Origin of the sequence: Mycoplasma sp. Mirounga ES2805-ORL, assembly GCF_017084445.1 — a bacterium.
GTDB lineage: Bacteria > Bacillota_I > Bacilli_A > Mycoplasmatales > Metamycoplasmataceae > Mycoplasmopsis.
Genome location: NZ_CP070947.1, coordinates 336705 through 350638, shown reverse-complemented (window position 1 = coordinate 350638; position 13934 = coordinate 336705). Strand labels below are relative to the sequence as shown.

The 13934-nt window shown below is 26.2% G+C and carries 12 protein-coding genes; 7 read left to right on the top strand and 5 right to left on the bottom strand.

The features are described 5' to 3' along the window. The first annotated feature begins 355 nt into the window (after nt 1-355). The 4 genes from JXZ90_RS01480 (at nt 356) to JXZ90_RS01465 (ending at nt 2980) form a co-directional block, all read left to right on the top strand. Nucleotides 356-592, top strand: a complete 237-nt coding sequence (locus JXZ90_RS01480; RefSeq protein ID WP_205848625.1) for a hypothetical protein — start codon at nt 356-358, stop codon at nt 590-592. Nucleotides 593-600: 8 nt separating this feature from the next. Continuing rightward, nucleotides 601-903 carry a hypothetical protein gene (locus JXZ90_RS01475; protein WP_205848624.1) on the top strand — a complete coding sequence of 101 codons (303 nt, stop codon included), beginning with the start codon at nt 601-603 and terminating at the stop codon, nt 901-903. Between the two features lie 283 nt (nt 904-1186). After that, the gene (locus JXZ90_RS01470) at nt 1187-1435 is read left to right on the top strand and encodes a hypothetical protein (RefSeq protein ID WP_205848623.1); all 249 of its coding nucleotides are present in this window, start codon (nt 1187-1189) and stop codon (nt 1433-1435) included. Between the two features lie 357 nt (nt 1436-1792). After that, complete coding sequence (locus tag JXZ90_RS01465; protein WP_205848622.1) at nt 1793-2980, top strand: phosphopentomutase; 1188 nt, start codon at nt 1793-1795, stop codon at nt 2978-2980. Here JXZ90_RS01465 and JXZ90_RS01460 read toward each other — a convergent pair. Continuing rightward, nucleotides 2977-4542, bottom strand: coding sequence for an amino acid permease (locus JXZ90_RS01460; protein ID WP_205848621.1), 1566 nt, complete (start codon nt 4540-4542; stop codon nt 2977-2979). The two genes, JXZ90_RS01465 and JXZ90_RS01460, sit on opposite strands and share 4 nt — an antisense overlap. A 201-nt stretch (nt 4543-4743) precedes the next feature. On the opposite strand from JXZ90_RS01460, the gene rpsO reads away from it, so the two are divergent. Continuing rightward, nucleotides 4744-5010, top strand: coding sequence for a 30S ribosomal protein S15 (gene rpsO / locus JXZ90_RS01455; RefSeq protein WP_205848620.1), 267 nt, complete (start codon nt 4744-4746; stop codon nt 5008-5010). A 65-nt stretch (nt 5011-5075) separates the two neighbouring features. On the opposite strand, the gene JXZ90_RS01450 is transcribed toward rpsO, so the two are convergent. After that, nucleotides 5076-6893: an aminotransferase class V-fold PLP-dependent enzyme gene (locus JXZ90_RS01450; RefSeq protein ID WP_205848619.1), complete on the bottom strand. Its 1818-nt coding sequence runs from the start codon at nt 6891-6893 to the stop codon at nt 5076-5078. A 168-nt stretch (nt 6894-7061) separates the two neighbouring features. On the opposite strand from JXZ90_RS01450, the gene JXZ90_RS01445 reads away from it, so the two are divergent. Further along, nucleotides 7062-7829: an MAG0110 family membrane protein gene (locus JXZ90_RS01445; protein WP_205848618.1), complete on the top strand. Its 768-nt coding sequence runs from the start codon at nt 7062-7064 to the stop codon at nt 7827-7829. 118 nt (nt 7830-7947) lie between these two features. Continuing rightward, nucleotides 7948-8739, top strand: coding sequence for a diacylglycerol cholinephosphotransferase Mf1 (gene mf1, locus JXZ90_RS01440; protein WP_205848617.1), 792 nt, complete (start codon nt 7948-7950; stop codon nt 8737-8739). A 78-nt stretch (nt 8740-8817) separates the two neighbouring features. On the opposite strand, the gene JXZ90_RS01435 is transcribed toward mf1, so the two are convergent. Genes JXZ90_RS01435 through JXZ90_RS01425 form a run of 3 tightly spaced genes read right to left on the bottom strand, consistent with a single transcriptional unit; the run spans nt 8818 to nt 13809 of the window. Then, nucleotides 8818-9513: a signal peptidase II gene (locus tag JXZ90_RS01435; RefSeq protein WP_205848616.1), complete on the bottom strand. Its 696-nt coding sequence runs from the start codon at nt 9511-9513 to the stop codon at nt 8818-8820. Continuing rightward, a complete protein-coding gene (ileS, locus tag JXZ90_RS01430) occupies nt 9506-12187 on the bottom strand; it encodes an isoleucine--tRNA ligase (RefSeq protein WP_205848615.1) in 2682 nt (893 codons plus the stop codon). Before ileS ends, JXZ90_RS01435 begins: the two co-directional genes overlap by 8 nt. Further along, nucleotides 12187-13809, bottom strand: coding sequence for a CTP synthase (locus JXZ90_RS01425; protein WP_205848614.1), 1623 nt, complete (start codon nt 13807-13809; stop codon nt 12187-12189). Before JXZ90_RS01425 ends, ileS begins: the two co-directional genes overlap by 1 nt. Nucleotides 13810-13934 lie beyond the last annotated feature (125 nt).

The following is a 13934-nucleotide window of genomic DNA, read 5'->3' as shown; positions in this document are numbered from 1 at the left end:
GATGAATAAACCAAAATAATTATCAAAAGGGACCAGTTTTTTATTGTGATATAAAGAATTCTAGTTCAATTAAAAACATTCATGAAAAAATTAATTTATACCAAGAATTTTATACTTGTTTTGAGCATATTAAAGGTGGTAATAATATTAGTTTAATTCATAAATTATATGTTGGCGCTGGTGTAATTATTATTTTTAAAAATGGAATTGTAGATAGTTTTAATAAGAAAGATTATAAGTATATATTTTCAAAATTAAATGAGAATATAAATTTATTTGAAAAAAATTTGGAAGCCACAATATAAAAGTAGGTGTCGGTGTTGCTTATGTTGTAAACCATAATTTAGGTGATAGCATGGAAAGAGAAAGTTTAAACATTGCTATCCGTATAATATCAGAAGGAATTGAATACGCACATAAGGCTTCCAAGATAGCTTCTAAGAACAAAATAAAAAATACTATCTATAGATTTGTATACGTTCAAAATAAAAATCATGAAAAAGTAAATGAATTATTTTCTGAATATATAGAGCAGTCATATTCAGAATGTCATAAATCAATTAAAAATAATATTTTCTTTAATGTTGAATAAGGCTAAAAATGAAAAAAGAATATAACTCTTGTTGATTTAATAAAGATGAAGAAATTTTAGAAATTTGCAAATCTAGAGGATGAGATGTAGATTTAGAATACATTAAAAAAGTTAATTACTCACATTTAGCTTATAGAATAGGCTATCACTATTTAAATGAAAAATATTCAATAGAATTTTCTTCAGTTAAAAATATTTTTGAATTTAGTCTTTTTTTATCTAAAGAATTGTATTTATTTTTTTTAAATATGAACACTATTTGAAATCGACTATTTTGAGAGTATTGGGTGAAGAATTTAATAAAGATGTAACAACATTAACTAAAATAATGAAGGATAGAAAAATTAAACAAAATAGAGATATAAAAATGTTTTTAAAAAAGTTAGAAGTATTTCGAATCATTTAAAATCTGAACAATTTCATTCTTCTTTCAACAATGCTTATTGTGAAGAAAGTAATGAATATCCCTTATGAATAACCATAGATTATTTAACTATTGAAGAATTATTAAAACTAGTCACTGAATTAAATATCAATAAAAAGTTATCAAGTTGCCTAAATATTAAAAGTTTTCAAATTTTGCACAATTTTAATATGTTTAGAAATGTGATCTCTCATATAGGATTATTAAATGATCTAGATTATAAACATTTAAAAATTGGTAAAAAAGAACATTCAATCAAAAATAAGGATTTAGTTGAATTGCTTGAGGTAATTAGTGATAAATTTAATAAGGAATTGAAAGAATTTAAAAACATAGTTAAAATAAAATTTAAAAATGATTATGAAATATTTGAAAATTTTTTTGGTGAATCTCTTATTGAGTATTTTCAATCTGAATAGAATATCATTTTATATAAGTATTTAAAAATATAATGTTTAATATGATTAATATTTTTGTTTTATATTAATTTATAAAAATTAGAATTCAAACTTGATAATTTGCATAAATTGGATTTGATATTTATAGCGAACTATTTATTTTTTTGCATTTATTTTTTAAGAATAAAAATCTTTAGACAATAAAAATTATATGTTGTTTACAATGTGATTTATTGTAAACATTTGGATATTAAAAAAATACAAGTATAATTTATACTTGCTATTTAAAAGTACTTTAAATTAGGTAGAAAAAGCAAATTATTGTAAAACTATTTTTATATCTAATTTGCCTTAAAAAATAATATGAAGGAATTAATTATGAAAAAATTTAATAGAATAATTTTAATTGTTACCGATGGACTAGGTATTGGCCCAGATCGGGATCAAAAAGCCTTTGGAGATAAGGGCGCAAACACTATTTTATCAGCTTCAAAAAGTGCAATGTTCTTTATTGATACATGAAAGAAATTAGGTATTGGAAATATTTCAACTTTGGAAGGCAACTACCATGTCAAAAAGCCATTAGCTTATATGTCAAGAATTCAAGAAGTTTCTAATGCAAAAGATACATTAGCAGGTCACTGAGAAATGATGGGAATTAAGACAACTGTTCCATTTCCAACATTTACAGAAACAGGTTTTCCAGAAGATTTAGTTAATGAACTATCGAAAGCATTTGATAATAGAAAGATAATTTGCAATAAATCAGGAAGCGGTACTGAAGTAATTAAAGAGTATGCTGACGAACAAAAGAAAACAGGAGCTATTATTCTTTATACATCAATGGATTCAGTTTTACAAATTGCTGGACACGAAGAATGAATCGGTCTTGAAAATCTATATAGATATGGTAAAGCTGCTCGCAAAATTTGTTCATCAAAACCTGAATGAAATGTAGGACGCATCATAGTTCGTCCATATGTTGGCGATAATGGCGAATACACAAGAACCTTTAATAGACACGACTATGCAAACAAACCAAATAAATTAATTCTTAATAAACTACAAGATAAAAATGTTGAAGTTATTGGAATTGGTAAAATAAATGACATTTTCGTTGGACAAGGCATTTCTAAATATATTCATACCGAGGGTGATGCTAATGGAATGGATGAAACTATTAAATTGGTGCAAGAAGATTCAAATGATAAACTTATATTTGTAAATTTAGTACAATTTGATAGTCATTATGGTCATCGAAGAGATGTTAATGGTTATGCTTCTAATATAGCTTTATTAGATTCTAAACTCGGAAAACTTATTAATGTTATGAAAGAAGATGACTTATTAATAATGACAAGTGATCATGGTAACGATCCACTATATCCAAATTTCAACCACACGCGTGAGTTATTACCATTAACAATATTTTCAAAACAATTTAAGCAAACAAAAGTTTTACCTGATGTTCTAGGATTAGGAACAGTTGGAAATATAGCGGCTCGTAATTGAGGGTGTGAAATTGTTAAAGAAACTGGAGATGATATTTTTGAACAACTAGTTTAGTTCGAAAATATTTTTTTATTATTTTCTATTTTAATTTCTATAAACGTACTTATTGTTGTGAATACGACAAATATTAATAATGAAACAACTGTGGCAATTCTAGAAATAATGAGTTTTGTTTCGCTAGCTAAATTTTCAACTTGGTATAACAATACAAGATCTATAAACGGAAGAATAATAACCACAAAGAGAGATAAAAATATGATGATTATAGATATTCATGCTGAAGCTTTAAAATATTTAGTTTTCTTTGTTGCAATTTTGTTAGTTTTCCTATTTATTAACCCCCCCATAATAGCAAGTGTCACAAAAAGAAACGAAAATAATGGGCATCAATTAGTTATTAATTGTAAAAAATTATATAAGCTATCCATCCCTTCTCCATATTTAGAAAGATTAGAGTCAGGAAGATAAGCATAAACGCCAATTAAAGTAAAGATAGTTATAACCGGAATAATTATCATAAATGAATACAATAATCCAGCTATTGGTTTATTTTGGCTATTAAATTTTCTTTTAAAATATGATGAGAATAGAACTTCATTTCTGTTAATTAGTTTTTGAATAAATCTAGGTGTTCACATTGATAAATTATTTAAAACACCAATTATGCCTATTGTAATTGTTAGGTTAATTATTCCTAGTGTTATTCTTGCTGATTTTTTACCAACTAGTTTAGCAAAATTATCATGAAGAGATGATATATCTCCTCCATTAAGCGATAATGAAATAGCTACTGAAAGATATATTATAGTTGTTAAGATTAAACCGGATAATACAACTATAGGTGTATGTCTAGGGTGTTTCATTTCAGATTGCAGGCCAAGCCCTGCATAGAATCCATCATATGTGAAAAACACACTACTTATTGAAATAAATAACCCGAATGCAGCGCCTATTCCATTAATATTAGAAATGCTAGCACCTTTACTTAATTCTTTCACACTTTTACCATTAAATTTCAAGGAAATTTCAGAATGATTATTAGTAAAAATTAAAACTAGACCAATGATAATAACTAATATAATTGGAATAAACTTAATCACAAAAGTTACTAAATTTTGAATACTTCCAATTTTTGCAAAAAAAGTTGTTATAACTAAGAAATAGATAGTTGTTGATAAAGTAATTAAAAATCAAATTAATCAATCAAAATTTGTATTAAATGTAGCTGAATTTGAATTGCTTAGAATTGCAATTGAATTTTGTAAAAACATAACAATTAAAAAAGGAATAAATAGAAAAGTCAGAGGCATAAATAGATATAACATGAAGTTTTTTGACATTTTATAAATAAGTTTATTGTTAAATATCTTATTTCATCCAATAATTGATAAATCTTCATTCTCAACACTTGTGATTTCTACCAATGATAAAGACATTGAAATTACAGCTATTGCTGCAATTATTCATGAGAATATGGCCATAATAAAATTTTGTTGAGAATTATCAGCAATATTTTTGGCTTTAAAAAATATTCCAGCACCAATTGAAGTGCCCATAACAACAAACATAATGGCTATTGATGATAATTTTTTACGTTTATATTCACTTTTTATCATTTTTCTCCTATTATAAAATTTGCTTTTATTATATATAACAATGAAAAACGAAAAAACATTTAGATTAATTAATTAAGCTGCTTAATTTTCTTTAAAAATATAAATATTTTGGTATTATAAAAAAGCATTTTAATATGCAAATTTTATACTTGGTTCAAATGTAATATTTGGGCTAGGTTAAAACATAATAAAGGAGTTATTATGATAACAAAATTACAAAAAGCTGAGTTAGTTAAAAAATATGGCAAAGATAGCAAGGATACAGGAAATACTTTTGTTCAAATAGCTATTCTTACTGCTGAAATTGAAGATCTTAAAAACCATTTTAATGTTAATCCTAAAGATAAACATTCACGCCGTGGTTTTATGGCTAAAATTACAAAGAGACGTGTTCTTTTACAACAATTAAAAGAAAACGATTTCGAAACATATACAAAAGCTTTAGCTGAATTAAATTTAAGAAAATAATGAAAAAGAAGTTAATAAAACTTCTTTTTTTTATAAAAAAAACAACTTGAAAGTTGTTTTTAAGATTAGATTTTAGCTGTGTCTAAATTTTCCTTTATAGCTTCAATTAGTAATCTTGCTTTAGGCATATCAATAACATTAGGTATACCAATTCTTAGTTGAGTATGTTGTCTTCCTTTACGTCCAACCTCAAAATATATGTTTGATTTATATTCGATAGTATTTCTTAACTTTTGTGCATCATATCCTTTAGGAACATCAATAACTAGCAGACCATTTGTCACATTTTTCTTATCTTTTGAAACTTGGTTAAAACCTAGTTTTATTAATTCATTTTTAATGAATTCATAAATTTTAGCCTTATCTTCACGAATTGATTCAAGTGTTTGATTTTTAATGACTTTCATAGCTGCGTTCATAGCTACAAGAATAGAACTAGCTGGTGTATAAGGTGTAGATTTCTCTTCTTTGTAATATCTTACATAGGCCGGAAGATCAAAATAGAATTTAAAATTTTTATTTTCTTCAGCCGCTTTGATTGCTCTTTGTGAAAGAACAACACAACTTAATCCCGGCATTACACAAAAGGCTTTACCACTTGTTGAAATGGCTGCATCTAGTCCTCATTTATCAAATTCAATATTATCGTGAATAAATGAACTAACAGTATCTACAACAAATAATGTATCTGGAGCATATTTTTTAATGATCTTAGAAAGGCTTTCAATATCGTGAAGAACACCTGTGGATGTTTCGTGGTGGGTAACGAAAAGAGATTTGAATTTATTTTCTTTTAGTACTTTTTCAATTTCTTTCATATTTAATGTTTCACCATCCTCATATGAAATAGTTGTAAGAGTTGGACCAACACCAAGTCTTTCGAGAATTATTTTGAATCTCTTTCCAAAATCTCCTGCTTCAATTAAGAGAACTTTATCTCCTTTTTCTGCTAGGTTAGTTACTATTGCTTCCATAGCTCCTGTTGCTGATGATGTTATAAATAAAGGCAAACCTGTTTTAGTTTTAATAAATTCTCTCATTAATTGAGTTGTATCTTCCATGTAGAATTTAAACAATTGTGATCTATGGTGTAAAACGCACTCACTCAAGATATCGTTAACTTCATTGTAATTGTTAATAGGTCCAGGAGTAAACAATAGTGTTGTTGAGTGATTTTTATATCTTGGATCAATATTTTGTAAATCCTTAAATGTATCTAGTTCTTCGATTGTTGAATTTAATATTTCATGATGTTTAAATTTGTTATTTAGTGTTCATAAAAATGTTTCAAAATATTTTTGTTTATTTTCATCATTTTTATAAAAATCTTCAATTTTAGAATTCATTTCCTTTGAAGTTTCAGAATTTAAATATAGTATTCCACTTCAAATATTTTTTAAAAAAGCGTCTTTGGTTAGTGAGTGATTAATTACATTTTGAGATTGATCAGTATTATATACTCATTCAGACTTATGTTCCTCGCATAATTGACTAAAAGCAATTGATTGATTTTCAGATTCTATTTCCTTTATAACTCTTTTAAAAATATTTTCCTTTATATATAAATCCCCCTCAATATAAAGAGTATTATTAAAGTAATTTCTAGAATAAAATAAACTACCTATATTATTTGCTGTTTCATACTCTGGGTTTTCAATAATATTTACATCATATTTATCTTTAAGGTATTGAAATTGTTTCTTTAAATAACCAACAACTATTGTTATATTTCTAACACCTGAGTCTTTAATAAATTTGATATTTCTTTCTATCATTGGTTCACCATAAATTGGAACTAATGGTTTTGGCAAGTATTGTGTTAAAGGTGCCATTCTAGTTCCTTTACCTGCTGCGAAAATAACTGCATTTTCAACTTTGTTCATTTTCTAAATCTCCCTTTATTAAATATTTTTGATATTAATCTAATTTAATAATTTTAATATTAATTTTGAAATATTATATTTTTTATTGTTTTTAAATATATGACTTGCATTTTTATTAAAAAAAGTGTTTTCTTAATAAAAAATAATTATTATTTATAATTGATAATTATGAATATAAATGAAAAATTAAAAAATAATGATATAGAACAAAATGCATTCAATAAAACTAAAACTCAACAAAGTTCAATTATTGCTTCATCGTTAATTTGATTTGGTTATTGTTTAGCAATTGCTTTTGGAACTGCAGCTTTAATAAACACAACTTTATTTACACCATTTCTTAGTTTTCTTCTAAATAATGTTGAAATATTAATTACTATGTCTGTGGGAGCAATAGTTTTATTATTTGTAACCTTCTTCTTCGGCATGAGAATGAATTTTTGAGTGTTGCTTCCAATTGTAACATTTCTTATGTTTTGGTTTGGAATTGGTGCTTTAGGAGCTCTATTGCAATATGCGGCTCAAAACATTAACTGAAGTGTATTATTCTTAATTTTATTAGTGCCGGCAATAATTACAACTGTAACAGGTTTTTTAGCCTTCTATAATAAAATTAACATTGCTAACTTATGAGTTCCTATGATTACACTTGCAATATCAATGTTGATTGTTGGTTTATTAAGCTTTTTCTTCTTGTTTAGTAAATTCTTATATACCGTTTATCTTTTACTTGGTGTTGCATTAATGGTTATATATATGGCATTTGATTGATTCTTAATAATTAAATTTGATTCTGTATATAAAAGACTTGATCCTGAATCACAATCAAAGATCAAGGTTGCTCAAATAGGTTTATTCTTTGGATTTAAATTAGCTTATGACTATATCTACTTAACAATTTATCTAATAAGAATTTATTTAGCATTTAAAAATTAATCAGCCTAGGCTGATTTTTTATTAGTTAATTTATAAAAATGAGTTAATTAATTATTATTCACCTAGAATCATTTTAAAATGTTGTTTTATAATTAAACTAAAATTTTGGAGGTATTATATGAATAAGAAAAGTAAGAATCATCCTTCTCTGCCAGAAAATATTAAAAGTAGACAATTAGGTAACTTGAAATTATTAAAAGAGGTTACAGATATTCTTAGCCATAATAATTTTGATTATTCTCTTATTTATGGTACTGCATTAGGAGCGGTGAGAGATAATAAAATTATTGAATGAGATACTGATATCGACATTGTTATAAAACAAGAAGCATATGATTTTTTATTAAAAAACTATCCAGATAGATTACTTACAAACGAAAACTCTAAGGAGCATTTTTTAACTTTTCCAAGGTTTATAGAATCTAGAAAAAAAGTTGATTTTAAAGACCCTAACTCACTTTATATTGATTTATTTATTGCTATACCTAGTACTAAACAAAAAATCTACAAATATAATAAATCTAAGTTAAATGTTTTAAGAGGACTAAAAGCTTGAACCGGAGTAAATTATTATTTCACTAAAAAAATCTTAAGAACGCTATCCAGAATTTTTGTTAAAGGCTTTTTGTGAACCAAAAAACTAAGCTATAAAGAAACATATAAACAATTACATGATAATAACCCTGAAGTATATGCTTTATCAACTTGACCATCTAAGCATAGCTCTGAGTTATGAATTGAACTAAATGCTTTTGATAATATGAAAAAGGTAAAGTTTAATGATAATGAATATTACATTATTAATAATATTGAGCAACTTTTTGAAAAAGAATATGGTTCAAATTGAAGAACTCCTATAAAGACAAAAGGATGCCATTATTACGGATTTTTTGAAACTGCAAATGATTAACGATAAAATAAAACCTTAAAAATAATAGACAAAAACATAACACTTTTGTAAATGTTATGTTTTATTTTGCCTAGTTTTTTATTTATTATTTTTTTCTTCTTTAAAATCTTTTACATCAGATGGTATAAAAAATATATTATATGAGTCTTCATTAATTTTTGATTCTTCGTCTTTATCATCTTTAAAGAGATAGATAATACCCATAATTATAGATAATGCTAGAGCTATAAAAATGCTAGTGTCTGCAAAATTAAATGTTCCTTTATCGATTCAAGGTAGGAATATAATATCCCTAACTTGAGGAACTCCCTCAATTGTTTTTTCGCAATAAAATCTATCAAACATGTTCCCAAATACTCCACTAAGTATGAGAGCTAATATCGTTAGTAAATATTTATCTTTAAAAATAAATGAGAAATACACAATTAATAGGCATAGTATTACACTCACAATTTGAACAAATATTGCCACTCCAATTGTTTTACTTGGAATTATTGTAACGCCATCATGATAATAGGGTCTAATACCAAATAATCCAAAATCATGAGTTGCCTGTCCTAATTTATTACTGTCAAAAAGTAATCCCTTTGTTAATTGATCTATTGTTAAAAATACAATGAACACCAATCAAAATAGTCCGATACCTAAGAGACGTTTTTTAGTATTTTGTTTATAGTCTTTTACTAAATTCTTATGAAAAGTAATAAATTTATCTGTCGATTCTTTTAGTTTTTCACCAAAAGTTTTTTTATATCCATCAACTTCTTTACTCATTATTTCCTTTAAAAATTATTTTATGACATTGAGGACATAACCCATCTTCAATTTTATTTTTTTGGAAGTGATTTCAACAACGCAAGCACTTATCAGATTCAAATGCAGTAACTTTCATTTCTGAACCAAATTCAATTACACCAACCATTAAAAGTTGTTTCAAATTAATGCTCTTTAAGAATTCATTTTGTTTTAGATCAATAACTAATTTTGCCTCATTAGTTCTTTTAATTAAATTATCCTTTATTGCTTGTTCTAATAAAATATTAACTTCATCTCTTATTTTGAAAAATTCTTTTCATTGAAGTAATATTTCTGAGTTTGCTTTTCTAAATGTAGGCATTGTTTCTAAGTGAACTGATTCTAATTTGTTATTTTTATTGAAATAAGAATAAGCATCTTCACATGTTGTTGGGAGAATTGGAGCCAATGCAATTATTAAAAATTCAACAATTTCATATAGGTTCTTTTGAACCATTCTTCTATTTAAAGAATTTTTTTCTTCAATGTAAAGAATATCTTTTACAACGCTTAAGTAAAAACTTGATAACTCAACAATATAATTATTTAATTCCTTAATAACGTTGATAAATTTAAATTCATCATAGTATTTAATTATTATTTCTTTTATTCTTTCAAAGTCTTCTTTAATAAATTCATGAACGCCTGTTAATTTTAGGTTTGGCTCATATTCATAATCATCTAAATTTCCTAAAATAAATTTAATTGTGTTTCTTATTTTTCTATAAATTTCACTGTTTTGTTTAATTATTGCATCACTGATAGTTACATCATTTGTGTATTCACTATTTGCGATTCAAAGTCTTAAAATATCAGCACCTTGCTTTTCAATAATGTTTAAAGGAGCAACCACGTTACCTTTTGATTTAGACATTTTTTCGCCTTTACCATCTAAAACAAATCCATGACTAATAATTTGTTTATATGGTGCTACAGCATTGTAAATAACTGAGTTAATTAATGATGAATTAAATCAACCTCTATACTGATCGCTACCCTCAAGATATATATCATAAGGTGGTTTTAAGCCGTCAACAATATCAACCGCTATACTTGTTGATCCAGAGTCAAATCAAACATCCATAATATCCATTTCTCTTGTATAACCTTTGCCTCTAAATTGTTCAGGTAATAATTGATCAGTGTCTCTTTCTCATCAAATATCTGTACCGTATTTTTCTATTTCTTCTATAACATAGTCAAATACAGCTTCATTTATGACAGGTTCATTATTTTCATCATAGAAAATTATGATAGGAACGCCCCATGTTCTTTGACGACTAATAGTTCAATCTTGACGTTCTGAAATCATATTGCTTAAACGTTTTTTAGCTCAATCAGGATAGGTTTTTACTTTATCTAATTCAATCAAAATTTCTTGACGACATTTATTTATTGATACAAATCATTGAGGAGTTCCTCTAAATAAAATAGGTTTTTTTGTTCTTCAATCATGTGGATATGAGTGAGTAATTGTGCCCTCTTTTAAAAGTTTTCTACTTTTTAGTAAGTTTTCACAGATTAATTTGTTGGCCTTTAAGTAAAAAAGTCCTCTATAAATGCCACCATACTCATTAATTGTTCCATCATCTTCAATGTGCATAATTTTTTCAAGTTGATTTTTATTGCCTATTAGAAAATCATCTTCACCAAATAATGGAGCAATATGAACTAATCCTGAACCAGATTCTGTTGTAACATGATGTCCTTCAACAACAGGACATATATTTTTATTAACTGGACTTTCATACTTGAGACCTAAAAGGTCTTTTTCTGATAATGATTCAACAATTTTATATTTATTTCATTCAAGCTCTTTTGCTACTTTTTTAATTAAGTCAGTCGCAACTATAAAAAATCTAGTTTTAACTTGAACTTTAGAATATTTAATATTTTTGCCTATAGCAACACCTGCGTTAGCAATTAATGTTCAAGGTGTTGTTGTTCATATAACTAAATTATCTTTTGTGTTTATTTTTTTACTTTTATTATTATCAACTATTTTAAAAGCAACAAAGATTGATGGTGATTTAATATCTTTGTATTCAACTTCAGCTTCAGCTAAAGCTGATTGACTAGAAGGAGATCAATAAACTGGTTTTAGACCCTTATAAACTAAATTACTAAATACCATTTTTTTGAATAATTTTAATTGTCGTGCCTCGAATTTAGGATCAAGTGTTATATAAAATTTTTTAAAATCACTTAAAAGTTGCATTTGCAAGAATTCTTGTTTTTGCTTTTCAACTTGCGTCATAGCATAATCTCTTGCTTTTTTTCTTAATTCAACAGGATTTAAATTATGAAAATTTAGTTGTGCTTCTTCAAGCATTTTGTGTTCAATAGGTAATCCGTGAGTATCTCATCCAGGAACAAAAGGACTATAAAAACCTTGCAAGCTTTTATATCTAACTATAATATCTTTCAATATTTTATTTAGAGCATGTCCGATATGTAAGCTTCCATTTGCATACGGAGGCCCATCATGAATAATAAATGGTTTATTATTTTTATTTTTTTCTAGCACCTTTTCATATAGGTTTATTTTCTCTCAATATTTTCTAAATTCAGGTTCTTTTGTTGTTAAATTGCCTCTCATTTCAAAATCAGTTTTAGGCATATTTAATGTATCTTTATAATTATTGTCTGACATTATTTTGTTTCCTTTTCTTTAATTATTGTTTGGAAGAAATTATCAAATAGTGGGTTTGATTTAACAACACCAGTACTAAATTCTGGGTGGTATTGAACACCAACATAAAATGGATGATTTTTAACTTCGCATATTTCGGCAACATTTAATTTAGGATGTCTACCACTAAAAATAAATTCATTATCTTCTAAAATATTTTTAAATTCATCAGCAATTTCATATCTATGACGATGTCTTGCTTGAAAAATATTCTTACCATATATTTCCTCTGCTTTTGTTCCCTTAATTGCTTGAACATCATCTTCACCTAATCTAAGTGTTCCACCTAATTGCATGGTGTCTCCATTTTCATAGAAAGGTGTTAATATAAATGATTGTTTTTGACCTTTAATTTCAAATTCTTTACTTGTTGGATTAGGTATATTTAGAATTTGAGCTTGAGCAACAGCCATAGCCTGAAAACCTAAGCATATTCCAAGTGTTGGAATTTTATTTTCTCTTGTGTATCTAGCAACATTTACTTTAGCATCAAATCCTCTAACACCGAAACCAGGTAGAATTAAAACTCCATCATAATTATTAATTTTTTCTTTAATATTATTTTTTGTTATTTCTTCTGAGTTAATCAATGTGTATTTTAAATTTACATTTTGATGAGCAGCAGCTATTTTTAAAGAAGAAATTATTGATAAATAAGCATCTTCTAAACCGGTATATTTTCCAACTAATAATAAATTTACATTATGTTTTCTCTCGGCTAGGTATTTTTTTATGAAATCATTTCAAGGTTTATTAGCATTTTTATTAATTGGTTTTTTAATTTTGAAAAAGTCATAAATTATTTCAATTACGCCTTGTTCTTCTAGATATAAAGGTATTTCATAAATGTTCGCTCTATCTGGAATATTAATAACTTGGTTATTTTTTAGAAATGCTTTTTCTCCAACTTTTTTAATTATTGAACTTTCAACCTCACCTTGCGAACGAAGTAATAGTAAATTAGGATTAATTCCAAATGAACGAAGTGAAGCTATCGAAACTTGACTTGGTTTTGATTTATATTCCATTGAAGCTGTTAAGTAAGGTATAAATGCTAAGTGATTGAAGAATACTCTTCCTGGATTGTTATTTGCGAATTGACTAATTGCATAAATGTAAGGATTTGATTCTAAGTCTCCAACAGTGCCGCCAATTTCAATTAACATAAAATCTGGTTTTTTTGTTTTTTCGAGGTTTTCAATAATACTAATAATTTCTTCTACGACATGAGGAACAATTTGAACGGTCTTGCCATTATATTCTCCTCTTCTTTCTTTTTCGAAAATACGTGTGTAGATTCTACCTGTTGTGAAATTACTATCTTTAGATAATTTAACGTCTATAAATCTTTCATAGTGTCCTAAATCTAAGTCAGTTTCTCCACCATCTGCTGTTACATAAACTTCTCCGTGCTCGGTAGGACTCATAACTCCTGGGTCAATATTTAGGTAAGGATCTAATTTAAGTGCAAATACGCTAAATCCTTGAGATTTTAATAAATTACCCACACTAGCAGCTGTTACACCTTTACCAAGACCTGAAAGAACCCCTCCAGTGGTTACAATAAATTTTGTTTTGCTCATTGCGCCTCTCTTCTAATCTAATTAATACATAAATATTAAAATTATAATTCTATATATTGCTCATAATAATACTTATTTAATATAAATACTTTTATATTATAAATAGTTCTATGAATAGAAAAAAT